22 protein-coding genes are annotated in these 24,303 nt (G+C 61.2%); 10 read left to right on the top strand and 12 right to left on the bottom strand.

Annotation, left to right across the window (positions count from 1 at the left end; all coding sequences use genetic code 11):
* Positions 1-21: 21 nt before the first annotated feature.
* From ACX3YF_RS22235 to ACX3YF_RS22205, 7 genes are all read left to right on the top strand, one after another.
* Positions 22-1,107, top strand: a complete 1,086-nt coding sequence (locus tag ACX3YF_RS22235) for an ABC transporter ATP-binding protein (RefSeq protein ID WP_130204084.1) — start codon at positions 22-24, stop codon at positions 1,105-1,107.
* A 1-nt stretch (position 1,108) separates the two neighbouring features.
* The gene (locus ACX3YF_RS22230) at positions 1,109-2,026 is read left to right on the top strand and encodes an ABC transporter permease (RefSeq protein ID WP_458945007.1); all 918 of its coding nucleotides are present in this window, start codon (positions 1,109-1,111) and stop codon (positions 2,024-2,026) included.
* A complete protein-coding gene (locus tag ACX3YF_RS22225; RefSeq protein ID WP_458945006.1) occupies positions 2,023-2,811 on the top strand; it encodes an ABC transporter permease in 789 nt (262 codons plus the stop codon). Before ACX3YF_RS22230 ends, ACX3YF_RS22225 begins: the two co-directional genes overlap by 4 nt.
* A gap of 17 nt (positions 2,812-2,828) precedes the next feature.
* On the top strand, positions 2,829-3,887 hold the full coding sequence (locus tag ACX3YF_RS22220) for an extracellular solute-binding protein (RefSeq protein ID WP_448646730.1): 1,059 nt from the start codon (positions 2,829-2,831) through the stop codon (positions 3,885-3,887).
* 129 nt (positions 3,888-4,016) lie between these two features.
* The gene (locus ACX3YF_RS22215; protein ID WP_458974260.1) at positions 4,017-5,213 is read left to right on the top strand and encodes an amidohydrolase family protein; all 1,197 of its coding nucleotides are present in this window, start codon (positions 4,017-4,019) and stop codon (positions 5,211-5,213) included.
* Positions 5,210-6,697: an amidohydrolase family protein gene (locus ACX3YF_RS22210; RefSeq protein ID WP_130204089.1), complete on the top strand. Its 1,488-nt coding sequence runs from the start codon at positions 5,210-5,212 to the stop codon at positions 6,695-6,697. Before ACX3YF_RS22215 ends, ACX3YF_RS22210 begins: the two co-directional genes overlap by 4 nt.
* Positions 6,698-6,709: 12 nt before the next feature.
* Positions 6,710-7,372 (top strand): flavin reductase family protein, encoded by a 663-nt coding sequence (locus ACX3YF_RS22205; RefSeq protein ID WP_458974259.1) that lies wholly within the window; start codon positions 6,710-6,712, stop codon positions 7,370-7,372.
* A gap of 129 nt (positions 7,373-7,501) precedes the next feature.
* Here ACX3YF_RS22205 and ACX3YF_RS22200 read toward each other — a convergent pair whose 3' ends face one another.
* Genes ACX3YF_RS22200 through ACX3YF_RS22180 form a run of 5 tightly spaced genes read right to left on the bottom strand, consistent with a single transcriptional unit; the run spans position 7,502 to position 14,220 of the window.
* Positions 7,502-10,600, bottom strand: a complete 3,099-nt coding sequence (locus ACX3YF_RS22200; RefSeq protein WP_458974258.1) for an error-prone DNA polymerase — start codon at positions 10,598-10,600, stop codon at positions 7,502-7,504.
* The gene (locus ACX3YF_RS22195) at positions 10,576-11,991 is read right to left on the bottom strand and encodes a Y-family DNA polymerase (protein ID WP_130204091.1); all 1,416 of its coding nucleotides are present in this window, start codon (positions 11,989-11,991) and stop codon (positions 10,576-10,578) included. Before ACX3YF_RS22195 ends, ACX3YF_RS22200 begins: the two co-directional genes overlap by 25 nt.
* A gap of 7 nt (positions 11,992-11,998) precedes the next feature.
* Positions 11,999-12,628 carry a translesion DNA synthesis-associated protein ImuA gene (gene imuA, locus ACX3YF_RS22190; protein ID WP_458974257.1) on the bottom strand — a complete coding sequence of 210 codons (630 nt, stop codon included), beginning with the start codon at positions 12,626-12,628 and terminating at the stop codon, positions 11,999-12,001.
* Entirely contained in the window at positions 12,628-13,245 is a 618-nt protein-coding gene (lexA, locus tag ACX3YF_RS22185) for a transcriptional repressor LexA (RefSeq protein WP_090322797.1), read from the bottom strand. Before lexA ends, imuA begins: the two co-directional genes overlap by 1 nt.
* 60 nt (positions 13,246-13,305) lie before the next feature.
* Positions 13,306-14,220: a LysR family transcriptional regulator gene (locus ACX3YF_RS22180; protein WP_458974256.1), complete on the bottom strand. Its 915-nt coding sequence runs from the start codon at positions 14,218-14,220 to the stop codon at positions 13,306-13,308.
* Between the two features lie 103 nt (positions 14,221-14,323).
* Between ACX3YF_RS22180 and ACX3YF_RS22175 the strand changes: the two genes are divergently transcribed.
* Together ACX3YF_RS22175 and ACX3YF_RS22170 are read left to right on the top strand one after the other, a co-directional pair.
* Positions 14,324-16,066: an amidohydrolase gene (locus ACX3YF_RS22175; protein ID WP_196586809.1), complete on the top strand. Its 1,743-nt coding sequence runs from the start codon at positions 14,324-14,326 to the stop codon at positions 16,064-16,066.
* A gap of 108 nt (positions 16,067-16,174) precedes the next feature.
* A complete protein-coding gene (locus ACX3YF_RS22170; protein ID WP_458974255.1) occupies positions 16,175-16,912 on the top strand; it encodes a TorF family putative porin in 738 nt (245 codons plus the stop codon).
* A gap of 103 nt (positions 16,913-17,015) precedes the next feature.
* Here ACX3YF_RS22170 and ACX3YF_RS22165 read toward each other — a convergent pair whose 3' ends face one another.
* A complete protein-coding gene (locus ACX3YF_RS22165; RefSeq protein ID WP_288101361.1) occupies positions 17,016-17,372 on the bottom strand; it encodes a gamma-butyrobetaine hydroxylase-like domain-containing protein in 357 nt (118 codons plus the stop codon).
* Positions 17,373-18,670: 1,298 nt separating this feature from the next.
* On the opposite strand from ACX3YF_RS22165, the gene ACX3YF_RS22160 reads away from it, so the two are divergent.
* Positions 18,671-19,390 (top strand): ATP-binding cassette domain-containing protein, encoded by a 720-nt coding sequence (locus tag ACX3YF_RS22160; protein WP_458974254.1) that lies wholly within the window; start codon positions 18,671-18,673, stop codon positions 19,388-19,390.
* 45 nt (positions 19,391-19,435) lie between these two features.
* Here ACX3YF_RS22160 and ACX3YF_RS22155 read toward each other — a convergent pair whose 3' ends face one another.
* The 6 genes from ACX3YF_RS22155 to ACX3YF_RS22130 all read right to left on the bottom strand — a co-directional run bounded on the left by ACX3YF_RS22155 (position 19,436) and on the right by ACX3YF_RS22130 (position 24,298).
* Positions 19,436-19,714: a DUF971 domain-containing protein gene (locus tag ACX3YF_RS22155; protein ID WP_458974253.1), complete on the bottom strand. Its 279-nt coding sequence runs from the start codon at positions 19,712-19,714 to the stop codon at positions 19,436-19,438.
* A complete protein-coding gene (locus tag ACX3YF_RS22150; RefSeq protein WP_458944995.1) occupies positions 19,711-20,673 on the bottom strand; it encodes a HEAT repeat domain-containing protein in 963 nt (320 codons plus the stop codon). The genes ACX3YF_RS22155 and ACX3YF_RS22150 overlap by 4 nt, the downstream gene beginning before the upstream one ends.
* On the bottom strand, positions 20,670-21,518 hold the full coding sequence (locus ACX3YF_RS22145) for an ABC transporter ATP-binding protein (protein ID WP_448646739.1): 849 nt from the start codon (positions 21,516-21,518) through the stop codon (positions 20,670-20,672). Before ACX3YF_RS22145 ends, ACX3YF_RS22150 begins: the two co-directional genes overlap by 4 nt.
* Entirely contained in the window at positions 21,518-22,300 is a 783-nt protein-coding gene (locus ACX3YF_RS22140; RefSeq protein ID WP_196585182.1) for an ABC transporter permease subunit, read from the bottom strand. Before ACX3YF_RS22140 ends, ACX3YF_RS22145 begins: the two co-directional genes overlap by 1 nt.
* Positions 22,301-22,430: 130 nt before the next feature.
* Positions 22,431-23,837, bottom strand: coding sequence for an ABC transporter substrate-binding protein (locus ACX3YF_RS22135; RefSeq protein WP_448646740.1), 1,407 nt, complete (start codon positions 23,835-23,837; stop codon positions 22,431-22,433).
* A 215-nt stretch (positions 23,838-24,052) separates the two neighbouring features.
* A complete protein-coding gene (locus ACX3YF_RS22130) occupies positions 24,053-24,298 on the bottom strand; it encodes a 4Fe-4S dicluster domain-containing protein (protein WP_008060065.1) in 246 nt (81 codons plus the stop codon).
* Positions 24,299-24,303: the final 5 nt, after the last annotated feature.

Here is a 24,303-nt window from a genome sequence, read left to right as displayed (position 1 = left end):
TAATTAGAGGAATGCACCATTATGGGTCGTCCAGTTGCAATCGAAGTGCGTAACGTCTTTAAACGGTATTCCGACGATCCGGGGCTGGCTCCAGCCCTCGACAACGTTTCAGTCGACATTGCCGACAACGAATTCTTCACCCTGCTCGGCCCTTCCGGCTGTGGCAAAACCACCCTGCTGCGCACCATCGCCGGCTTCGAACACGTCAGCGACGGCGAAATTCGCCTCGCGGGCGAACCGGTCAATGACTTGCCGCCGTTCAAGCGCCGGGTCAACACGGTTTTCCAGAGCTACGCGCTGTTTCCGCACATGAGTGTTGCGCAGAATATCGCCTTCGGCCTTGAGATGCAGGGTCTTGATCACAAGCAGATCGCGCAGCGGGTCGACGAAATGCTCGCGCTGGTGCAAATGCAGCACCTGGCCAAGCGCAAACCGGCGGAATTGTCCGGTGGTCAACAGCAACGCGTGGCTCTGGCCCGGGCCCTGGCGCCGAAACCGAAAGTGCTGTTGCTCGACGAACCGCTGTCGGCCCTGGACCTCAAGCTGCGCAAGGAAATGCAGGTCGAACTCAAGCGCGTGCAGAAGGAAGCCGGGATCACCTTCATTTTCGTCACCCACGACCAGGAAGAAGCGCTGACCCTGTCCGATCGTATTGCGGTGATGTCCGCCGGCAAGATCCTGCAGATCGGCACGCCCAATGACATCTACGAACGGCCGCAACATCAGTTTGTCGCGCAGTTCATCGGCGACATCAACTTCCTGCCCGGCCACCTCAAGCGCGGCCAGCAGAACGAAAAACTCTTCGTGCCCAATGGCATGCCGGTGGAAATCCCCTGCCCGGCCCAGGGCTTCGATGGCTCCAGCGTGCAACTGGCGTTCCGTCCGGAGCGTTCGCAACTGGTCGATCCGACGCAACCGCATCACCTGCGCGGGGTGATCGAGGCGGTGTTGTATGTCGGCACCGCGACCCTCTATCAGTGCCGCTTGAACAACGACATCAAGGTCATGCTGCGCGAGAACAACGAAGGCCTGAATCGCGGGCGGGTGGTGGGCGATCGCGTCGCGGTCAACCTGCCGCCCCACGCCTGTTTGCTGATGGAGGCCTGAAATGAGCGTCAGCAGCACTTCTCCCGCCCTCAACCGCGCGCTGTTGCTCAGCCCGGTGGTTCTGACCCTGCTGGCCCTGATCGCCATCCCGCTGGGCATCATGGGCTACATCAGCCTGTTGCCGCGCAACGTGTATGGCGGCGTCGACTGGCAGGCCAACTGGCAACTGCAAAGCTACGTGCAGCTGTTTTTCCAGGAAGGTTTCGACGGCGAACTGGAGCTGAACTGGGTCTACGCCCAAGCGTTGTTGCGCTCGGTGTTCCAGGCCGGTGGCACGACCGTGTTGTGCTTCCTCTTTGGCTTTCCGGTGGCCTTGTGGATGTCGAGCCTGACACCGCGCCGGCGCAACCTGATGGTCTTGCTGATCACCATCCCGTTCTGGACCAACCTGCTGATCCGCAACTACGCCTGGCTGATCATCCTGCGCGAACAGGGCTGGGTCGCCCAAACCCTCAATGCGCTGTTCCCCCAGGCCGGCGGCATCACCCTGCTCTACAACGACTTCGCAGTCAGCGTCGGGCTGGTCTACAGCTTTCTGCCGTTCATGATCCTGCCGATCTACTCGACCCTGGAGAAACTCGACTGGCGCCTGGTGGAAGCCGCCTATGACCTGGGTGCCAATCGCTGGCACGCGCTGAAGCGGATTATTTTGCCGCTGTCGATGCCGGGGGTGATTGCCGGTTCCCTGCTGGTGTTCGTGCCGAGCCTCGGCGCATTCATTACCCCGGCGATTCTCGGCGGCGGCAAGACGCTGATGATCGGCAACCTGATCCAGCAACAGTTCGGCACCGCGCGCAATTGGCCGCTGGGCAGTTCGCTGTCGTTCCTGTTGCTGGGGATCATGATGCTGTCCCTGGTGCTGTACGCCCTCTATAGCCGCAATGCCACCAAGACCCTGCGTCGGGGAGCCCAAGCATGATCGCCCTGCACCTGAAAAAACTGCCCCTGACCCGTGAAGTCAGTCTGTTGATGCTGGCTTATCTGTACCTGCCGATCCTGGTGTTGATTGCCTACAGCTTCAACGCCAACCGCTCGGCGACGGTGTGGACCGAGTTCTCCTTCGCCTGGTATGGGCGGATTCTGGCCAACCCGTCGATCCAGACGGCGGCGCTGAACTCGATCATTGTCGCCAGCATCGCCACGGCCTGCGCCACGGCCATTGCCCTGCTCGCGGCGCTGGCCACCTACCGGCCGTTCTACGGACAGAAAATGGTCGAGGGCGGGATCAACCTGCCGCTGATCCTGCCGGAGATCGTCACGGCGGTCGCCACCTTGCTGCTGTTCATGGCACTGGGGATCAAGCTCGGTTTGCTGACAGTGATCATCGCGCACGTCGGCTTCTGCATTCCCTTCGCGTACCTGCCGATCCGCGCGCGGCTCAATGACCTGGACAAGAGCCTGCTGGAAGCGGCGAACGATCTGTACGCCAACCCGTGGCAGGTGTTTCGCCGGGTGACCTTGCCGCTGCTGTGGCCGGCGGTGTTGTCCGGTTCGGTGCTGGCGTTCGTGGTCAGCCTCGACGATTTCATCATGACCTTCTTCGTCGCCGGGCCGGGTTCGACCACCCTGCCGGTGTACATCTTCTCCGCGATCAAGGCCGGCGTGACGCCGGAGATCAACGCGATTTCGACCCTGATGCTGGTGATTTCCATCGTGCTGGTGGTGCTGGCCTTCTGGCTGGGACAGCGCGGTAAACAACAATGAGCCTGGAGCCTGTTTTTATGAACAAAAAAGTGAAAAGCATGCGTTTCGCCGTTGCCAGTCTGGCCTTGAGTTGCTTCACCGCTTTCAGTGCACACGCCGCCGAGCCCAAGGAACTGTTCTTCTATAACTGGACCGACTACTACCCGGTCGACCTGCTGGCCAAGTTCGAAAAGGAGACCGGGATCAAGGTCACCATGGACGGCTACGACAGCAACGAAACCCTGCTGGCCAAATTGCAGGCCGGGGGCGCGGCGTATGACGTGATCGTGCCGTCGCAGTCGATCATGCGCACCCTGATCAACCAGAACCTGCTGCTGGAAATCGACGCCTCGACCCTGCCCAATTTCCAATACGTGAAGCCGGCATTCCGCGACCCGAGTTTCGACCCCGGCCGCAAATTCTCGGCACCGTACCTGTGGGGCAGCACCGGGTTTTCCTATGACAGTGCGCGGGTGCCGGGCGGCAAACTCGACGACTCGTGGAAAGAGTTCTTCGAACCGCGCAAGGAACTGCAAGGCCAGCTCGCCGCACTCGACACCTCCAGCAGCGTGATCAATGCCGCCAGCCATTACCTGAACGTCGACGAATGCAGCGAAAACCCGCAGGACGCCAAGCGCATCCTCGAACTGCTGCAAAAACAGAAACCGTTCCTGAAGATGTACAGCTCGGACAACACCGTCGACCGCATGGCCTCCGGTGAAGTGATCATGATGCAGAACTGGAACGGCTCCACCGCCCGCGCCACGCTGCAGAAGAGCACCATCAAGTACGTCTACCCGCGCGAAGGCCTGGCGATGTTCCAGGACAACTTCGCCGTGCCGAAAAGCGCCCCGCACCCCGGCAACGCGAAGATCTTCATCGACTGGATGATGAAACCGGAAAACGCTGCCGCCGTGTCCAACGCCATCGCCTATGCCAACGGCATCCAGAGCGACACGTTGATCGACGCCAAATGGCGTGTGATGGACGCCATCAACATGCCCGACGAATTCGCCTCGCGCCTGCGCCCCGAGAAAGAGTGCAGCAACAAGGCGCGAGAACTGCAGGACCGCATCTGGGCGAAGCTCAAGGGCTGATTGCCTGACTTGAGACCGAGTCGCGGCCATCGCGAGCAGGCTCGCTCCCACTGGTGACGCATTCCACATGTGGGAGCGAGCCTGCTCGCGAATAGGCCGGCCCTGACAACATACAACTTGAGGTTTGCAATGAATCAACCCCGCTGGCTGCGCAATGTGCGCCCCTACGGCACCCCCGCCGAAGACCTGCTGATCGAAAACGGCCGGTTCACCCAACGTCGCCCGGCCTCGACCACTGAATTACTCGCCACCGACCTCGATGGCCAAAACCAACTGCTGACCCCGGCCCTGGTGGAAAGCCACGTCCACCTGGACAAAACCCTCTGGGGCCAGCCGTGGCGCCCCAACAGCGCCGGCCCGACCCTCAAGGACTACATCGCCAACGAACGGCGGATCCTGCGTGAAGTCCAAACCCCCATCGCGCAACGGGCCGGAGCCCTGCTGGAAAACTGCATCGCCCGTGGCTCGCTGACCATGCGCTGCCACGTCGACATCGACCCGGAGTTCGGCCTGCGCCACGTCGAAGCCATGCAGCAACTGCAGGAAAAGTACCGCGACCTGATCGACCTGCAACTGGTGGTGTTCCCGCAAACCGGCCTGATCAGCCGCCCCGGCACCGCCGAACTGATGCGCAAAGCCATGGCCCTGGGCGTGGAGAACGTCGGCGGCCTCGACCCCTGCGGCATCGACAACGACCCCATCGCCCAACTCGACTTCGTGTTCAAACTGGCCAGCGAGTTCGACCGTGGCGTGGACATTCACCTGCACGACAAGGGTGAACTGGGACTGTGGCAAATCGCGCTGATCGCCGATTACACCGAACACTTCGGGCGTCAGGGCCGGGTGATGATCAGTCATGCCTACTGCCTCGGCATGCTGCCGTGGAGCCAGGTCAAACCCGTGGCCGAACGCCTCGCGGCGCTGGGTATTTCGTTGATGAGCTCGGCACCGGCCGATTGCGCGGTGCCGCCATTCCTGGCCCTGCGCGAAACCGGGGTGAATGTCTGCCTGGGTTCCGACGGCATTCGCGACGCCTGGTCGCCCATGGGCAACGGCGACATGCTGGAGCGAGCAATGTTGCTGGCATTTCGTTTCGACCTGAACAAGGACGATGAACTGGCGGCGGCGTTCGAAGCGGCGACGGTGAATGGCGCTCGGGCACTGGGCGCTACGGACTATGGACTGGCGCTGGGCGGGCCGGCGGACTTTATATTGATGCCGGTGCAGACCCTGGGTGAAGCCGTGGTTTCGCGGCCGGTTCGCCAGGTTTATCGCGGCGGGCAGTTGATCGCTTCGGGCGGTCGCCTGCTGGACAGTCGTTTGTGAATCGCATCGGGCTTCGAGCCAGTTGCGTGGTCGGCTTCGACGGCACGCAACACGTGCTGTGGCGCGATGGCGAAGTGGTGTTCGAAGGCTCGCGCATTGTGTTTGTCGGGCGCGGTTATCCGGGGCCGGTGGGTCAATGGATCGACTACGGCAATGCGCTGATCGGCCCCGGTTTCATCGATCTGGATGCCTTGGGCGATCTCGACTCGACGGTCCTGACCCTGGACAACGGCGACGAGCGCGACATGGGCCGGATGTGGTCGGCGGACTATCTGGCGCGCGGACCACGGGAGAGCTACAGCCCTGAAGAAGAAGTCTTCAAGTATCGCTACGCCTTCACCCAACTGATCCGCAACGGCATCACCACCGCCATGCCGATCACCTCGATGTACTACCGCCAATGGGCGGAGACCTACGACGAGTTTGCGGCGGTGGCCGGTGTGGCAAGCGAATTGGGACTGCGCACGTATCTCGGCCCTTGCTACATGAGCGGCATGAGTTACTGGCAGGCCGACGGCACGTTGGCGCATCACTGGGATGAAGCCCGGGGCCTGGCCGGACTCGATGCGGCGGAACGGTTTTTCCGGGATTTCGACGGCGCGAACGACGGCCTGATTCGTGGTGCGCTGTTGCCGGACCGCATCCAGACCTGCACGCCGGCGCTGCTGCAACGCACCGCGGCGCTGAGCCGCGAGCTGAACGCACCGATGCGTTTGCATTGTTGCCAGGGGCTCGGCGAAGTGGCGATGGTCGAACAACTGCGAGGCGCGTCACCGCTGGGCTGGTTGCAGCAGCTTGGGCTTTTGAATCCGCGCAGCCTGCTGCCCCACGGCATCTACACCCAGGGCGATGACGACCTGCAGCGGCTGGTGGATGGCGGCGCGAGCCTGGTGCATTGCCCTGTGGTATTTGCCCGGGATGGCGAGGCGCTCAACGCCTTCGGCCGCTATCGGGCCAAGGGCATCAACTTCGCCCTGGGCAGCGACACCTGGCCAGCGGATTTGCTCGACAACATGCGCCAGGGCCTGAACATCGCTCGACTGATGGAGGGCGGCCATTCGCTGACTAGCACATTGGACCTGTACAACGCCGCCACCCTCGGCGGCGCGAAGGCACTGGGGCGTGACGATATCGGTCGCCTGGCGCCGGGGGCCAAGGCCGACATCACCGTGTTCAGCCTGCGCGGCCTGCACCTGGGGCCGCTGTTCGACCCGTTGAAAAACCTGGTGCTGGCCGGACGCGGCGACGACTGCATCGCCAGTTACATCGATGGCCGCTGCGTGATGCAGGACGGCCAGGTCCAGGGTGTCGACTACTCCATCCTGCAACGCCAGGCCCAACAGCAATTCGAAAAACTGATGCGCAGCCACAGCGAGCGGGCCTTTGGCCAACCGGACTGGAAGACCTTGTTCCAACCGGCCATCCCGTTCGCCGACGACTACAGCGCACAGGCGCCACTGAGCGCCATCGATCCACTTCTTTAGAGAATCCTGCCCATGCAAAGCTTCGACTTCAGCACGCTGAGTGCGCGAGACAAATACAAGATTCTGATCGGCAGCGTGGTGCCACGGCCGATTGCCCTGGTCACCACGGTCGACGGTGAAGGCCGGATCAACGCCGCCCCGTTCAGCTTTTTCAATGCACTCTCGGCCGATCCGCCGATCCTCGCCCTGGGCGTGGAAAACTACGGCGACCAGAGCCCCAAGGACACCACGCGCAACATCCAGCTCAACCAGGAATTCACCGTCAACATCGTCAGTGATGCGCTGGTGGAAGCCATGAACGTCTGCGCCGTGCCCTTCGCCCCCGGCTTCGACGAACTCACCGCCGCCGGCCTCACCGCCATTCCCGGCACCACGGTCAAATGCCCACGGATCGGCGAAGCGCCGGTGGCGCTGGAATGTCGCCGGATGATGGCGCTGTCCATCGGCCAGTCGCGGGAAATCATCTTCGGCGAAGTGCTGATGGCCCATGTCCGCGATGAACTGATCGACCCGAAAACCCTGTACATCGATCAACTGGGGCTCGACGCGATCGGGCGGATGGGCGGCCATGGTTATGCGCGCACGCGGGATTACTTCGATCTGCCGACACGCTCGTTGCAGACCTGGACGGAAGCGCCGGGGGGTGGGGAGCGGTTTTGGCCGGAGGCCAAGTAGTACGCTGCGCATATCCCCTGCAGGAGCGAGCTTGTTCGCGAAAAACGTCAACGATAATGCGGGGTGCCTGATGAACTGCGGTGTTCTTGCGCCCATCGCGAGCAAGCTCGCTCCTACAGGGGTGCGTCGTTAGCGGAAATCCCGGCTACGCACGCTGATGCCGTCCAACAGTGGGCTCAGGTCACTCAAGCGCCCGGCAATCAGGTGGCGCACTTCGCCCTCTTTTTCCCAGCGCCCATCGACCTTGAGCAATTGTGAGCCGACCAGCACCTGGCGTTGCCGCTCGGCCAGGTCGCGCCAGACCACCACGTTGACGTTGCCGAACTCGTCTTCCAGGGTGACGAAGGTCACGCCGCTGGCGGTGCCCGGTCGCTGCCGTCCCGTCACCAGGCCGGCGACGCTGACTGGCCGCCCGTGCTCGACCGCCAGCAATTCCTTGGAACTGCGGCAGCGCCGTGCCTTCAACTCACCGCGCAACAACGCCAGCGGATGCGGCCCCAAGGTGGTGCCCAGACTGTTGTAATCGGCCAGCAGGTCCTCGCCCACCGTGGGTTTGGGCAGCGACACAGCGCCCTCCTCCTGACTGGGCAGGCCGGCAAACAGGCCAAGCTGCTTTTGCACCCCCGCCACTTCCCAGCGCGCCCGATGCCGATCACCGGCCAACCCCCGCAGCGCACCGGCATCGGCCAGTAGCTCCTGGGCGCGGGCATCGAGTCGCGCCCGTTCGCCAAGGTCGGCGACGTCGGCAAACGCACCGTTCGAGCGCGCCGCCTCGATACGCCGGGCATCGTCCTCGCGAAAGCCCTTGATCATGCGCAACCCCAGGCGAATCGCCGGTTGCCCGCCGCTGAGCGGTTCCAGGCTGCAATCCCAGTCGCTGGCCCGCACGTCCACCGGGCGGATCTGCAGATGGTGGCGACGCGCGTCCTGCAGAATCTGGTCCGGGCTGTAGAAACCCATGGGCCAACTGTTGATCAGCGCACAGGCAAAGGCTGCCGGCTCGTGGCATTTCAACCAGCAACTGGCATAGGTCAGCAAGGCAAAACTGGCGGCGTGGGATTCGGGAAAACCGTAACTGCCAAAGCCCTTGATCTGCTCGAAAATCTGCGCGGCGAATTCAGCCGTGTAGCCTTTTTTCTTCATGCCGGCGGCCAGCCGATCCTTGTGCGGCTCCAGCCCGCCATGACGTTTCCAGGCCGCCATGGAGCGGCGTAGCTGGTCGGCCTCGCCGGGGCTGTAGTCGGCGGCAACAATGGCGATCTGCATCACCTGTTCCTGAAACAGTGGAACGCCCAGGGTGCGCTTCAACACCTCCCGCAACTCTTCCGAGGGATAGCTTTCGAGTTCTTCCTTGTTTCGCCGGCGCAGGTACGGATGCACCATGCCGCCCTGGATCGGTCCGGGGCGGACGATGGCCACCTCGATCACCAGGTCATAGAACTTGCGCGGCTTGAGCCTGGGCAGCATCGACATTTGTGCCCGGGATTCGATCTGGAACACGCCGATGGTGTCGGCGCGGCCGATCATGTCGTAGGTTGGCGCGTCTTCGGAGGGGATCGTCGCCAGGCTCAGGTCCAGGTTGCGATGACGGCGCAGCAAATCGAAACAGCGACGAATCGCGCTGAGCATGCCCAAGGCCAGGATATCCACCTTGAGCAACCCGACCGCATCGAGATCGTCCTTGTCCCACTGAATGATGGTGCGCTCGGCCATGGCGGCGTTCTCCACCGGCACGAGATGGTCCAGCGGCTGCTCGGAAATCACGAAGCCGCCGGGGTGCTGGGACAGGTGCCGGGGAAACCCGATCAGTTGCCGGGTCAGGCTGAGGACCCTGCGCAACACCGGGCTGTCAGGGTCGAACCCGCCTTCACGCAGGCGCTCCACGGGCGGAGCCTGATCGCTCCAGTGGCCACAGCAGTCGGCCAGGGCGTTGACCTGATCCGGCGGCAACCCCAGCGCCTTGGCCACGTCGCGCACCGCGCCGGCGCCGTGATAGCTGCTGACCACGGCGGTCAGCGCGGCACGCCCCCGGCCATAACGCTGGAACACATACTGCAAGACTTCTTCGCGGCGTTCGTGCTCGAAATCGACGTCGATGTCCGGCGGTTCGTTGCGTTCCTTGGAGAGAAAGCGCTCGAACAGCATGTTCATGCGATCAGGGTCGATCTCGGTGATGCCCAAGGCGAAACACACCGCCGAGTTGGCCGCCGAGCCCCGGCCCTGACACAGAATCTTCTCGCGCCGGGCGAAGGCAACGATGTCCTGCACGGTCAGGAAATAGCTTTCATAACCCAGCTCGGCGATCAGCCCCAGTTCCTTGTCGATCAGGCCGCGCACCTTCTCGCTCGCCCCGCCGGGCCAGCGCTCGCGAATGCCGCGCTCGGTCAACTCGCGCAGCCAGGACGCGGCGCTGTGCCCTTGCGGCACCAGCTCCCGTGGATACTGATAACGCAGCTGGCCGAGGTCGAACGTGCAGCGCCGGGCGATGGCCAGGGTTTCGTCGAGCAAGGCCGCTGGATAGAGATCGCGCAAGACGTCGAGGCTGCGCAGGTGGCGTTCGCCGTTGGGGTGCAGGCGCAACCCGGCATCGGCCACCGGCAGGTGATAGCGGATCGCGGTCATGGTGTCCTGCAAGGCGCGCCGCCCGCGAGCGTGCATGTGTACATCGCCGCTGGCCACCGCAGGAATCTGCAGCTCCCTGGCCAGCGTCAGCAGCGCATCGAGGCGCCGGGCATCGTCCTGACCACGGTGCAACTGCACCGCCAACCACAGCCGTTCAGCGAAAACCTGTTTCAGCCAGTCACCCTGTGCAAAATCATCGACCGTGTCCGGCACCCACAGCGCCAGCAGCCCCGGCAACGGTTCGCTGAAGTCCTCGCGCAACACTTGATACTGGCCTTTTTGCGTACGGCGGCGGGCTCGGGTAATCAGTCGGCATAACGCCTGGTAACCCTCGAGGTTCTCCACCAGCAGCACCAGTTTCGGGCCATTCTCGATGCGCACTTCGCTGCCGATGATCAGGGGCAGCTCCAGGGACTTCGCCGCTTGCCAGGCGCGGACGATGCCGGCCAGGGTGCATTCATCGGTGATCGCCAGGGCCTGATAGCCCTGTTTTTTTGCCCGCTGAAACAACTCAAGGGCACTGGAGGCACCGCGCTGGAAACTGAAGTTCGACAGGCAGTGCAGTTCGGCATACCCGGCGCTCATGCGAACCAGCCCTGCAGCCACAGCGGGCCATCCTCGCCGACCGCACGATAAGCCCAGCCCTGCTGGCCGCTACGGGTTTCGATCAGGTAGTAATCGCGGCGCACGTCGTCGCCGTCCCACCAGCCGGACTCGATGCGTTCCGGGCCCATGAGAATGCGCGTCGAGCCTTCGTGTACCGCCAGCGGTTCGGTCAGCAGCCAGCCTGGCCGTTGCACGCTTGGCAATCCGGCGCAGGGCTGGTGGTCGGCACTGGCTTGCCACGCACACTCCGGACGGTGATCGGCCTGAAAGCGCAAGCCGTGCACCGCGTCGTCCCCCAGCCGAGCGCGCAGGCGTTCGCGCAGTTGTTCCCAGGGCAAGGTTTGCTGTGGGCGATCGTCGAACAGCTCCTGAAACTGCGGAACGAAGCTCGGCAAGTCTTCGGCGCGCAGGCGAAAACCGCGCACCGGCGCCTCGACCTGCACTTGCTCCAGCCGCCCCCGCGCCAGTTCGAAGAGCATCGCCGGATCGCGCTCGGCGCTGAGCAGCCCCACCTTGATCAACGTGTCCGGCAAGCCAGCGTGTTCCAGGTGCAGGTCGAAACGTTGCACGCCGCTGTCGCGCCCGCAGAGAAACGCCGACAGATCGCCGGTCAATCGGCGCAACGGAAACAGCAAGGCCTGATGGGATTGCACATCGAAGTTGAGTTCGATACGCACATCGAAGCGGTCCGGCGGCAGATAAAACGCCAGCGCCAGGCGCCGCAAGCCAAGCAAGGTGTCCAGGTGCTTGAGCACCGGGGCCTCGAAGCGCCGCGCCAGGCTGTGCCGAGGCAACGCCTGCACCTGGCTCAAGGTGCGCAGGCCCATGCGCGACAACGCGGTGGCGACGTTGGCCTCCAGCCCGATGCGGTCGACGGGCAATTGCCCGAGGTGATACTGCAAGGCTTGATCGTCGGGCACCACCAGGCCGTCATGGACGTTGGCCAACATCCGCGCCGCTACCGGGTTGGGCGCGGCGACGATGCGGTGACGGAAACCCAACTCGCCAAGCTCGCTGCGCAAACGCGCCTCGAAGGGCGACCAGCCACCGAACAGTCCCAGGCTGGACTCGATTTCAAACACCAGCGCGCGCGGGTAATGCACGCTGACCTGGGAACTGAAGCGATACGCCCAGGCGGCCAGGAACTGCTGCCAGTGTTCGATTTCAGCCGTGTCGTATTCGGCCGTGGCAAAGCCCTTGCTCAAGGCCTGGGCGGCGCTCATGGACTGGCCGGGACGCAAGCCCAGCGCCCGCGCCGGGCCATTGACCGCCTGCAACACCCGGCGCTGGGCCGGGCCGGTCAGCAACGCCAGCGGCGCTTCGGGGTCGGCGCGCTGACGCAGTACCGCGTCCAGCGCCAATTGCGGGAAAAGAATACAGACCCAGCGCATGGCAACCTCAATGCCCTACGGCAAAGGCAATCGGCGCCGAACGGGCCAGGCCGCCCCGGCACTTGAGCACCCGCAGTTGCGCAGGCTTGGCATTGATGGGGGCATCGATGGCGATGCGCAGGGCCGCTGGCGACGGGTTGATCGCTTCACTGATCGAGCGATAGGCGAACGCCAGGGTCGAGCCGGTTTCCGCCGCCACCTGCAAGCGGCGCAGGGCGCGGTCATCGGCCTTGTGCGGCCAGCACAGCACCGCGCCGCAACTGCCCGAACGCAGGCATTGTTCCGCCGCCCACAGCGCATCGCGTTCGCTGGCCTGGATGATCGACAACTGGCGCAGATCGACACCGGCGCTCTGCCAGGCCTGGGGATACGGCACATGGGGCGGCGCCACCAGCACAATGCGCTCGCCCGCCGCCGACAGCCGCGCCAGTGCCGGCCACACCAGTTGCAACTCGCCCACGCCCTGCCCGGCCAGGAGGATTTCGGTCAGCGCCGCTTCCGGCCAGCCGCCCGTGGGCAACGCCGCATCCAGCGCCGCATGTCCGGTGGGTTGCGGGCTGACGGCGGGCGGCGCAGGCCGGCCCTTCCAGACCTCGCCGCCATTGAACAGCGTATCCAGCGCAACGACGGCACCCATCAGCCTTGCCTCACCAGACCGCAGAACACCCCCTCGATGGCCAGGTCCCGGTCGGCCTCGACGATGATCGGCTGGTAGGCCGGGTTGCGCGGCAACAGGCGAACCCGGTCGCCGACCCGCTCGAAACGCTTGATGGTGACCTCGCCGTCCAGGCGCGCCACGACGATCTGGCCGTTGAGCGCCTCGGGGTTGCGGTGCACGCCCACCAGATCGCCGTCGAGAATGCCGTCCTCGATCATCGAGTCACCGCGGACCCGCAGCATGTAGTCCGGCACCCGGGAGAAAATCGACGGGTCGAGCAGCAGGCGGCTATGGATTTCGGCATCGGCGCCAATGGGCGCACCGGCCGCCACCCGACCGAGCACCGGGATGTCCAGCAGTTCGGGACGCGGTGGCTGCCCGAGCAGGCGAATGCCCCGGGCCTGATGCGGATTGACCTCGATAAACCCGGCTTCGGTGAGCGCCAGCACATGCTTGCGCGCCACGCTGCGGGAGGCGAAACCGAACGCCTCGCTGATCTCGGCGAGGCTCGGGGACTGACCGTGTTCGGCGATGCGCTCGCGGATAAAGGTCAGGATGGCAGTACGGCGGGGAGTGAGAGTCGTCATGGAGTACATTTGTACTCTTTTCGATTTTTTCTTACAAGGACTTCTGTAGGAGCAGCCGACCGACTGCTCTTACAGACCACGTGAAGCCAGAAACCCTGCGATGTAATCGATAAACGCCAGCACTTTGGCCGTGGCCCGCCGATGGCTGGGGTACACCGCCAGAATGTGCGGGCCAAAGCTGTCCGGGTCGATGTCGTAGTCGGCCATCACCTGCACCAGTCGCCCGTCGGCGAGGTACGGCGCGGCGCTCCATAGCGGGGTGTGCAGCAGACCGCGCCCGGCCAGGGCATTGGCCAGCAACAGATCGTAATTGTCGCTGCGCAATCGTGGCGTCTGGGGCTGCGGCAGACTCAGGCGCTGGCCGTCGCGCTCGACCCACCAGAATTCGCGGCTGAGCAATGGGTGGCGATACAACAACCATTCGTGCTGATCAAGGGTTTGCGGGGTGACCGGCAGCCCCTTGCGCGCCAGATATTCCGGGCTGCCACACAACGCCAGGCGATTGCTGCCGACCACCCGGGCGATCAGCCCCGGCAAGTCGTCATGCCCTTCGCGCAACGCCAGGTCGTAGCCGCTTTCGAGCAAATTGACGAACGCATCGCACAGGTCCACTTGCAGGTCGATCTGCGGGTATTGCTCAAGAAAACCGCCCACGACCAGGTCAAGAAAAGCCTGTCCATAAGCCAGCGGTGCGGTGATTTTCAGACTGCCGCGCAAGCCGTGCTGCAACTGCTCGATCTCCTCGCCCGCCTCGTCCAGCCGCTGCAAGACCTGACGCGCGGTTTCCAGGTAAAGACGTCCGGATTCCGTGAGCGAAATCCGCCGGGTGCTGCGCTCGAACAAACGCGCGCCCAGCTCCGTCTCCAGATGGTTGACCGCTTTGGTCAGGGCCGATGGGGTCTTGCCCAGTTGCTCGGCGGCGCGACTGAAACTGCCCAGTTGCGCGGTGACCACGAACATTTTCAGTGCACCCAACTTGTCCATTCTTTTTCCATTCAGGCAAAAACGTTTTTCGTGAGTGAGGCGTTCTGCCGACGGCGGCAAGCCACTAATCTGGCCATCAGACGCAATAACAAGGAAACATTCAATGAAAAGATTCATCCCGAATCTACTGATGGTGGCAATGAGTTTTGCCTCGTTGGAAGCCATGGCGGCGACTGATCTGGTGTTGTTCAACGGCAAGATTTTCACCGCCGACCGCAACCAGCCCAAGGTTCAGGCCCTGGCGGTGCAGAACGGCAAAGTGCTGCAAGTGGGCAGCGATGCGCAGATCAAGGCCTTGATCGACTCAGGGACCCAAGTCATCGACCTGGGTGGCAAGACCCTGATGCCCGGCCTGATCGACAGTCATTCCCACGCGATTTTCGGCGGACTGGAAATGGTCGCGGCCAACATGGAAGACGAGGTGGTCGAGCTCGACGAACTGGAAAAACGCCTGCGTGCCTGGCGTGACGACGGCAAGGCCCGGCATGGCGATGTCCTGACCGTGGCTGGCATGAGCTCCGCTTACTGGGCGCAGTCCGAAGCCCTGGGCAAGACATTCAACAGCGGCGAATGGGCCGACGTGCCCGTGGTGTTTACCGGCAGCGATCACCACACGGCCTGGGCCAACAATGTGATGCTCAAGCGCGCCGGCATCGATGCGACGCTGCTGAAAAACCTGCCGGACGCCGAGAAAGGCACCATCGGCAAACTCGCCGATGGCAGCCCCAACGGATTTCTGGTGGACGCCGGTTGGGACAGGGTGTCCTCGAAAATGCCGTCGCCAAGTGCCGCCGACATGCTCAAGGCAGCGCAAACCGCCGTGAGCTACAACAACAGCCTCGGCATCACGGCGTGGATGGACCCTGCGGCCAACGCCGCGCCTGGCGAACCGCTGTTCGCCCTCAAGCCCACGGAGAAAACCGTGGGCGTGCTGCCGGTGTACAAAGCCCTGTCCGAAAGCGGCGGCATGACCGCCCACGTCGCCGCGTTGCTGGTGGCCAATCCGAAAAGCGTGCCGGCCGATCTCGACACCCTGGACAAGGTCCGCCAGCAGTTCCAGGGCATCCCCAACCTGACGCTGCCGGGCCTGAAGATCTTCGCCGACGGCGTGATCGAGTACCCGGCGCAGAGCGCAGCGATGATCGATCCCTACACCAACTCGCACAAACCGGGCGAACTGCTGATCGATCCCAAGCACTTCGGTGAGCTGGTCAGCGCCATCGATCAACGGGGCTGGCTGGTGCACATCCACGCCATCGGCGACCGCGCGGTACGCGAATCGCTCAATGGCATCGCCCAGGCGCGCAAGGACCGGCAGAGCGGCGTGACCCACTCGATCACGCACTTGCAGATCGTCAATCCGAAAGAGTTCGCCCGCTTCAAACCGCTCGATGTCATCGCTTCGATGCAACTGCTGTGGGCCAGTGCCGACGACTACACCACGGACATGATCAAGCCTTACGTCAGTGCCCTGGCGTTCCGTTACCAATACCCGGCGCACTCCTTGCTCAAGCAAGGCGCAACCATCGCCGGGGCCAGCGACTGGCCGGTGTCTTCGCCCAATCCGTGGAACGCCATGGCCCAGGCCATGACCCGGGTCGGTCCAATGGGCGTGCTCAACGCCGATGAACGCATCGACCGCGAAACCATGTTCTACGCCTATACCCTCAACGCCGCCCGCACCATTGGCCTGGACAAACAGATCGGTTCCTTGACCGCTGGCAAACAGGCCGACTTCATCGTGGTCGACCGCGATGTGTTCAGCGTCGACGAAAAAGCCCTGCACGACACCCAAGTGTTGCAAACCTGGTTCGCCGGTCGTCAGGTCTACGCACCAACCCTCTAAGAAAAACAGCAACCCCTCCGCTGCCCGACTCCGTGTTTCTCAACACGGGGCCAGGCGCAGCCATGCCCGACTTCTGCCTATAACAATCACAATAGCGGGACGTACCCCATGAAAGCTTTCACCCTGTTCGCCCTCGGCTCCTTGAGTCTGCTGCCTTTAAGCAGCCAGGCCGTGCCCTTGAATGATGATTTCTCGTTGCTGCTGGACGTCAACCTGGCCAGCGACTACCGCAGCCGTGGCATATCGCAAACCCAGAACGACCCGGCCCTGCAGGCCGGCGCAACCCTGACCCACAGCAGTGGCCTGTACCTGGGCGCATGGAGTTCCAACGTCGATTTTGGCGGCGGCCTGAAGACCCGACAAGAGATCGACTACTACGCCGGTTGGCTGTGGCAAGCCACCGATGCGGTCAATCTCGACCTTGGTTATCTCAAATACAGTTACCCGAAAGAGAGCCAGTTCAATCAGAGCGAGGTCTACGGCATTCTCAGCGTTTATGGGGTGAAGCTCGGCGCCTATTACTCCAACGATGCGCCGGGCATAGACAGCCAGCAGAACTCGCTCTACACCTACGTCGGTTATGAAACCGAGTTGCCCTATGGCACCGGCCTGAAACTGCGTTACGGCAACATGGACTTCAAGGACCCGACCCTGTATTCGAACTCGGGTGAAGCCGAGGATTCGTACCGCGAATGGGAAGTCCGACTGACCCACGAACTGGCCGGCGTAACGCTGGGCCTGAGCTACGTCGACACCAACCTGTCGAAGAGCCAGTGCGCCAGCAATTGGGGGTTCGATGATGTGTGCAGCGCGACGGTAGTGGCGAGCATCAGCAAGTCTTTCTGACCACCACGGATCCCTGTGTGGGAGCTTGCTCGCGATAAGCGCCGTCCAGTCAATATCAATGGCGACCGTCAGGCCGCCATCGCGAGCAGGCTCGCTCCCACCGTTAGATTCCGGTGGGTTCGGGGGCGAGTTGTGCCAGATAGGGCCAGGGATAGATGCCGCGATCGTGGCCATCGCTGAAGATCAGTTGCAATCCATACCCCTGCGAGTGCAAATCGATAACCCAAACCTGCGCATCAACCCGCGAAATCTTCCAGCGCCGTGACGGCATCAGCAGGCAAGTGCATCGCTGTAACTTCAACACCTGATCCAGCGGTTCGAAAACCGACTGCACCACATAGTGATAGTAAGACCCACCGGGCTTGCCACCGCCAAGGTCTCCGGCCGTCGCTGTCTCGCTAAGGGCCTGATCAATACCCTGAGCTCCTTGCTCTAACAAAACGGACGATAAAAAAAACAAGGCCTACCGTTCGTCGTATTTTTGAAAAAGTCAGCACTTTAAAAAAATAAACGTCATAAAAAAAAGCAAAAAAACGCACATTTAATCCTACGGAAATACCCTACTCGACATAGCAAGATCATTTCTACTTACCGAAAACTAAAACATGGTTTGAAAAAGAAATCTCACAATTCCACGACAGACACTATCCGCACTAAAACCATACCAAATCACTAAGGCTCCGAATCTCTTGCAGGACACTTCCTGAAAGCATGTAGGAATGCCCCTACAACACAAAAAAATCTCACTTGCACCCAACAGAAAAATCAACTAACTCTTGCAACACCACTTAATTTCAAGTGGCAAACACAACGAGCAAAAACAACCTCTACATAAAACAACTCAAATAAAAGGAACCAACTACACATTCTGCAAATTCACTTCACCTTCTATATTTATGCACATGAACAATTCAGCAGACATAAACATAATCAACGACTATTCAGACTCTTTTTGCCTCGAAATACATAACGAAAGAAAAGAAACAATGGTTCCATTCCCATAGAGAATTCAATCATGACTAAAAATATCTGGCCCAGAATTTTTTCCCTGACCTCCATATTCATTAAAGAACAATTAAAAGAACCCATCTCATTATTTTGGATCATGATATCACCTTGCGCGATGTTCTATTTTTTTGCAGCGACCAGGCAAGACGCCAACTATTTTTCCAGTAACTACATTACAGTCTCAGCATGGTTTTATGCCTACATTTCCTCGAGCGTTGCATTATTCGGATTCGCCTTTTACATAATCGGAAGAAGGGAAAGCGGATTCACCCGATCATTTATTTACTCCAAGGACTCAAAACTAATTTTCCTTTCATCACACTTCATTACCTACTCACTAATATCGACTTCCTATTGTGCGACCTTTTACCTAATGACGAAATTTCCATTTGGAAACTACAACCTCAATGAATTACTAAGTATCACACTACGCTTCTACGTCTGCTTCATCATGTTCTGCACTCTCGGCGCTGTATTTTCATGGCTACCGATCAACTTTCAGAACTCGAACACGTTGCTTTCCATCTTTTCGTTCTGCATGTTAATTCTCGGAGTAATGAGTACCGGCACAGCAAACCACATCACTGACACCTTGAATCTTGCAAACCCACTAACTCTTGCAAGCAAAATAATGGAACAAGGCCTTCAATCCAATAAGCCCACCACAATCGCAATAGTTCTTTTATTCACTTTTACACTGTTTAAGACATTCAAATATCTTAGAATAAATCCTGTATGGAGCCGGTACTGATGAAAAAGTTCAGGGTGCAAAACATTGATTTCTCCTATTCAACCACCCCCCTCTTAACCCAGGCGTCTCTTGAGGTTACTCAAGGCGATATTGTCGGAATTCTCGGGCCCAATGGCTCTGGAAAAACAACTTTTTTCGATATCATCTGTGACCTTAAAAAAGCAAAGTGCGGCTTCATAAAAAACGACTTTAGTCATTTCTTATACCTTTCTCAGATCATTACCACTTCTCCACCGTTGCGCATGCGTGACATTTTTAAAATGGTGACTGCGCTGTCATCAAGCGAGCCAATGACACAAGATAAAACCCTAAAAAAATTAAGTGCGTGGAGCCCTGCGATAGTTGACCGCTACCAAGATATCTGGAACAAAAAATCATCGCTATGCAGCTACGGAGAAACACGCTGGTTCTTTACTCTTTCTCTTCTTTCAATCTCTGCAGACTTCGTGATTCTCGACGAACCTACTGCTGGTGTAGATCCAGAATTTCGTCACTATATTTGGCAATGTCTTCACGGCGCTGCCAGAGAGGGCACCGCCATTCTTGTCTCCTCGCACAATGTTGATGAAGTCATTAACCATTGTGATTATTTTTACATGATTAGTCAGAAACGCTTCAATCGCTTTGCCAACGGTAGTGAGTTCATGCACAAGTATGGAGCAAAGACTGTGGACGATGCATTTATCCGAGCCATTACTGAACCTGCATTCGCGACATAAACAACTGGAACCGCACATAGGGGGGAAATGCTCCAGACTGAATATTCAGTCCCTAAGTCCAGCCAGATAAGCCCACGGATAAATCCCCCGCTCATGCCCATCACTGAACACCAACTGCAATCCATACCCCTGCGAATTCACTTCGACCACCTCAATGCGAGCATCAACCAGCGGCGCCATTCCCCGCATTCGAAACGCCCGGCATTGCGAACACGGGCATTGGCGACGCAACTCGACGTGGTCCAACCGCTGTTCGCGACCGTCCGGCCAGTTCAGGCGCAATTGTTGTTTGCTTCGGGAATTGCCGATGGCCAGCGGGTTCATTGCAGTTGACTCAAGGCGATGCGCACCGCCTTGCGCACTTCCGGGTCGCCGTCGTCCTGGGCGGCCAACAACGGCGCGATGGCACCCCGCTCGTTCAACTCGCCCAAGGCCAGCGCGGCTTCCTTGCGCAGATTGCTGATGCGGTGGCCGAGGGTTTCGATCAAGGCTTCCAGGGCCGGGGCATAACGTATACGCCCGAGGCTGCGGGTGGCGCGCAGGCGGACTTGCCAGTAATCGTCGCCCAAGGCGTCGACCAGCGCGGCACCGGCGTCGGCATGCCCGACCTTTCCCAGCGTGGTGGCGGCCTCTTCGCGCACTTGCCAGGCCTGGTCCTGCAGCGCCTGTCGCAGGGCCGGCAGCACCTGTGCGTCAGACGCCAGCCCCAACGCCCCGGTGGCCGCGCGACGGACGTCGGTGTCCGGGTCATCACTGGCCAGCCGCGCCAGGGCCGGCAAGGCATCGAGCTGCTTGAGCCAGCCCAGCACGCCGACCGCTTCACGGCGGACGTTGGCGTCGTGATCGTCCAGCGCCAGCAAGGCCGCCGGGGCGGCTTGGGGAAAGCGCAACTCGCGCAAGGCCCTGAATGCAGCGATGCGCACGCCGATGTCGGCATGTCCGGTCCACGGCAGAATCACCCTGCCTGCCGCTTCGCTCTTGAGCAGGCTGAGGCTTTGCGCGGCGGCGGCTTGAACCTGTGGCGCGGGATCGGTCAGGGCCTGGCACAGTGCCTCGACCACGGGCCCGTCCTCCCAGGCTTCGAGCAAGCGCGCGGCTTCGGCGCGAACCTCCTCGGCCGGGTCGTGCGCCAGGCGATCGACCAGCCACAGCAGACCATCGGGCTCTTCCAGGTCAGCCAGGTCGATCAGCGCGATGCGGCGCACGCCGGCATCCTCATCGGTCAGGCGTGGTTGCAGGGCAAGAATGTCGTCGTTATCGGTCACATCAAATAATGAGGTCATAGGGCAAATCGCGGCAGTTTGTTTTCAGGAGGAAGTCCGAGAGGGTTCAGGCGCGGTAGCTGCAGACCGTCTTCGTGACGCAGAAGCTCGAGGCAATGACGCTTCAAGCGCGAGAACTCGTGGCTCGTCACCAGCTCGGTGGTGCGTGGCCGCGGGAAGTCCAGGTGCAGGTCTTCGATGATCCGGCCGGGGCGCGAGCTCATCACCAGCAAGCGATCGGCAAGGAACAGCGCTTCGTCGATGTCGTGGGTCACGAACACCACGGTGGTGCGAATCCGTGTCCAGATGTCCAGCAGCAGTTCCTGCATGTTCAAGCGAGTCAGGGCGTCGAGGGCACCGAAGGGTTCGTCCATCAACAACAACCGTGGACGATTGACCAGCACCCGGGCGATTTCCACCCGCTGCTGCATGCCGCCGGACAGTTGATCCGGCCAGCGCTCGGCAAAGCCTTCAAGGCCCACCAGGGCGAGGATTTCATCGGCGGCCCGGTGCCGTTCGGCTTTGCCGATACCGCGCATTTTCAGGCCGAAGGCGACGTTGTCGCGCACCGTGCGCCAAGGGAACAGCGTGTGCTGCTGAAACACCATACCGCGCTGTGGCGACGGGCCAGACACCGGCGCGCCGTCGACATTGAGGACGCCGGTGCGCGGTTGCAGGTGACCGGCGAGCGCACCGAGCAAGGTGGATTTTCCGCAACCGGACGGCCCGAGGATGCACACGAACTGTCCCGGCTCGATCTGGCAATCGAGCCCCTGCACCGCTTCAAAAGCGTCGTTGCCCTCGCCCAGGCTGATCGACAGGGCGTGAATATCGATGCGCCCTTGCGGGTGTTGAAAGACGCTCATCAGACTTTTCCTCGTGGTCGATGCCAAGGCGTGAACAGACCGCCGAGGCGCTTGATCAACAGGCTGCTGCCCATCCCGAGCACCCCGATCAGCAACATGCCGACCACGATGTCGGCGTAGTTCTGGATGGTGTAGGACTCCCAGGTGTAATAGCCGATGCCGTATTGGCCGGAGATCATCTCGGCGGTCACCAGGCAAAACCACGAGGTGCCCATGCCGATGGCCAGGCCCGTGATGATGCTTGGCGCAGCCCCCGGCAGGATCACTTCCAGCAGAATCGCCCGCCGCCCTGCCCCGAGGCTTTTCGCCGAGGCGATCAGCCGTGGATCGACACCTTCGACGCCATGCACGGTGTTGAGCAGGATCGGAAACAACGCGCCGGTGAAGGTGATGAAGACCATCGACAGTTCTGACGAGGGGAACATCAGGATCGCCAGGGGAATCCAGGCCACGGCCGGTATCGGCCGCAGTACTTCCAGCGGCGGCAGCAACAGGTCTTCGGCCCATTTCGAACGGCCGATGGCCAGTCCCAGGGCAATGCCGATGACCAGTGCCGCGAGGTATCCGGCGAACACCCGGCCAAGGCTGCTGCTCAAATGCCGGGCCAATTTGCCGGAGTCACCGAGACCGAAAGCTGCCTGAATCACGGCCAGCGGTGTTGGCACATTGGCGAATGTCACCAGGCCAAGGTTCCAGTGATGGCTGGCGGCGAGCTGCCAGAACAGCAGGCAGAGCAGCAAGGATGCGGCTCGGGGTGGCCAGCGCTTAAAGGGTCCGTTCACAATTGTTCCTCTCAACCGATTCCCTGTAGGAGCGAGCCTGCTCGCGATGGTGTGTCAGTCGACATCTCTTTGGCTGACACTCCATCGCGAGCGAGGCTCGCTCCTACAGGGGGACTGCGGTGTTTTTGGATTAGCGCACGGCCACCGCCTGGGTGGTGGCATCGGTGAAGTCGAATACCTTGCCACCCTGGGCCGTGGCGAATTGTTGGGCCTGGCCCTTGAGCAGGAACGCGCTGAGGCGCCCTTTCGCATCACTGGCAAACCACGCCTGATCCGCCAGCAACTTGATGCCGCTGTCGCTGGCCTGGGCATACACCGCGCGGATGTTCTTGCCTTCCTGCTTGAGGCTGGCCAGCGCGGTGAATGCTGCCTCCGCCGACGCGTACTGACGCACTTTCGGTTCGCCACGCACCCAGATCTCGGCCACGTGGCTGAAATCGGTGATGGCTTTGCCAGTGGACGCATCGACCGCTTTGAGCGGGGTTTGCGCGTAGTTGGCCAGTTGCGCGGTGTAGTCCAGTTTCGAGGCCTTGAAGGCGGCGCGGATGTACTGGTCGTCGATGAAGGTATTCAGATCGAGCCCGCGATCAGCCTTTTTCAGCAGCTTGAGGGTGTCGATGGCGGTGCCGACGGCCTGGCGATACTCCGGCTTCCAGCTCAGGTCGCGGGTCTGGACACCCAACGGACCGTGGAACAGGTAATTAACCTCGGCATCGACCCCGGTGACCTTGGCGATCAGTTCGCTGTACTTCTCCGGTTCGGCGGCGAGCAACTGATTGGCCTCGATGCTGGCGCGCAGGTAGGCGACGACGATCTCCGGGTATTTTTTCGCGTAGCTCTGGTCAACCAGCGCACCGTGGAAGGTCGGCGCCCCAGCCTGGGAACCGTCATAGATCTTGCGTGCGAACCCGCGGCTCGGGAATAGCTCGGCGAACGGCACGAAGTCGGCATGGGCGTCGATCTTGCCGGCCTGCAAGGCGGAGCCGGCGACTTCCGGTGGCTGGGCAATGATGTTCACGTCCTTGAGCGGGTCCCAACCCTGGGCCGCCACGGCACGCAGCAACATGCCATGGGCGGTCGAGGCGAACGGCACGGAAATGGTCTTGCCCTTCAGCTCGGCCAGCGACTGCACGCCCGAGGCACTCGGCACCACGATGCCGTTGCCACTGCCCTTGATGCTGCCCGACAGCACGCTGATGAACAGGCTGTGTTTGCCCGCCGTTTCGAACGCCACACCGTTGAACGAACCGGGGAAATCGGCCATGGCGCCGAAATCGAGTTTGCCGGCAACCATCTCGTTGGTCAGGGGCGCGCCGCTGGTGAAGTTCTTCCACTCCACGTCGTACTTCACGTCCTTGTACTGCCCGTCGTGGGGCAGGTATTTGTCGAGCAGGCCCAGTTCGCGGATCAACAGACCGCCAGCGGCGCAGTTGATCGTGGTGTCCTGGGTGCCGATGGCAATGCGGATGGTTTCGGCCGAAGCCGACAAGGTGAATGAGGCCAGTACCAGACCGGCAAATGCTGCACGCAATAACATGGTGTTTCCCCTCGAATCATTTATAGGATGTTCGTCTCCGCCACGATCAGGGCGTGGTGGGAAACGAGGGGTGTTTGAAACAGGCGTCCGGTGGTTGCCGGATGGCTTTTGGGTTGTTTGTACCGGCCTCATCGCGAGCAAGCTCGCTCCCACAAGTTTCGTGGGTGCAGACAGAGACACTGTGTGCGAGCTTGCTCGCGATGGCGTCCTGTCATTCAGCGCAACAAATAAGGGATGTCCACTTTCACTGCCCCGGTCGGGCAGTCCTTCTCACAGGGCATGCAGTACCAGCACTCATCGAAGGCCATGTAGGCCTTTTGCGTGGCCGGGTTGATGGCCAGCAAGTCCATCGGGCAAACGTCGACGCACACGGTGCAGCCTTTGTGGGCGATGCACAGGTCCTCGTCGACGGTGACCGGCGCGTTGGAGCGGAAGAAGATTTCCTGGGGTTGATAGGCCATGTTCG

The sequence above is a fragment of the Pseudomonas fluorescens group sp. PF-69 genome, assembly GCF_054481235.1.
The sequence above is the reverse complement of the archived record's forward strand: the minus strand, read 5'-3'. Positions and strand labels throughout refer to the sequence as shown.

Excerpts from the sequence above, each read along its gene's own strand:
- ACX3YF_RS22235 (WP_130204084.1), top strand. The coding sequence starts at position 22 with ATGGGTCGTCCAGTTGCAATCGAAGTGCGTAACGTCTTTAAACGGTAT.
- ACX3YF_RS22230 (WP_458945007.1), top strand. The coding sequence starts at position 1,109 with ATGAGCGTCAGCAGCACTTCTCCCGCCCTCAACCGCGCGCTGTTGCTC.
- ACX3YF_RS22225 (WP_458945006.1), top strand. The coding sequence starts at position 2,023 with ATGATCGCCCTGCACCTGAAAAAACTGCCCCTGACCCGTGAAGTCAGT.
- ACX3YF_RS22220 (WP_448646730.1), top strand. The coding sequence starts at position 2,829 with ATGAACAAAAAAGTGAAAAGCATGCGTTTCGCCGTTGCCAGTCTGGCC.
- ACX3YF_RS22215 (WP_458974260.1), top strand. The coding sequence starts at position 4,017 with ATGAATCAACCCCGCTGGCTGCGCAATGTGCGCCCCTACGGCACCCCC.
- ACX3YF_RS22205 (WP_458974259.1), top strand. The coding sequence starts at position 6,710 with ATGCAAAGCTTCGACTTCAGCACGCTGAGTGCGCGAGACAAATACAAG.
- ACX3YF_RS22195 (WP_130204091.1), bottom strand. The coding sequence starts at position 11,991 with ATGCGCTGGGTCTGTATTCTTTTCCCGCAATTGGCGCTGGACGCGGTA.
- imuA (WP_458974257.1), bottom strand. The coding sequence starts at position 12,628 with ATGGGTGCCGTCGTTGCGCTGGATACGCTGTTCAATGGCGGCGAGGTC.
- lexA (WP_090322797.1), bottom strand. The coding sequence starts at position 13,245 with ATGTACTCCATGACGACTCTCACTCCCCGCCGTACTGCCATCCTGACC.
- ACX3YF_RS22180 (WP_458974256.1), bottom strand. The coding sequence starts at position 14,220 with ATGGACAAGTTGGGTGCACTGAAAATGTTCGTGGTCACCGCGCAACTG.
- ACX3YF_RS22175 (WP_196586809.1), top strand. The coding sequence starts at position 14,324 with ATGAAAAGATTCATCCCGAATCTACTGATGGTGGCAATGAGTTTTGCC.
- ACX3YF_RS22170 (WP_458974255.1), top strand. The coding sequence starts at position 16,175 with ATGAAAGCTTTCACCCTGTTCGCCCTCGGCTCCTTGAGTCTGCTGCCT.
- ACX3YF_RS22160 (WP_458974254.1), top strand. The coding sequence starts at position 18,671 with ATGAAAAAGTTCAGGGTGCAAAACATTGATTTCTCCTATTCAACCACC.
- ACX3YF_RS22155 (WP_458974253.1), bottom strand. The coding sequence starts at position 19,714 with ATGAACCCGCTGGCCATCGGCAATTCCCGAAGCAAACAACAATTGCGC.
- ACX3YF_RS22150 (WP_458944995.1), bottom strand. The coding sequence starts at position 20,673 with ATGACCTCATTATTTGATGTGACCGATAACGACGACATTCTTGCCCTG.
- ACX3YF_RS22145 (WP_448646739.1), bottom strand. The coding sequence starts at position 21,518 with ATGAGCGTCTTTCAACACCCGCAAGGGCGCATCGATATTCACGCCCTG.
- ACX3YF_RS22135 (WP_448646740.1), bottom strand. The coding sequence starts at position 23,837 with ATGTTATTGCGTGCAGCATTTGCCGGTCTGGTACTGGCCTCATTCACC.
- ACX3YF_RS22130 (WP_008060065.1), bottom strand. The coding sequence starts at position 24,298 with ATGGCCTATCAACCCCAGGAAATCTTCTTCCGCTCCAACGCGCCGGTC.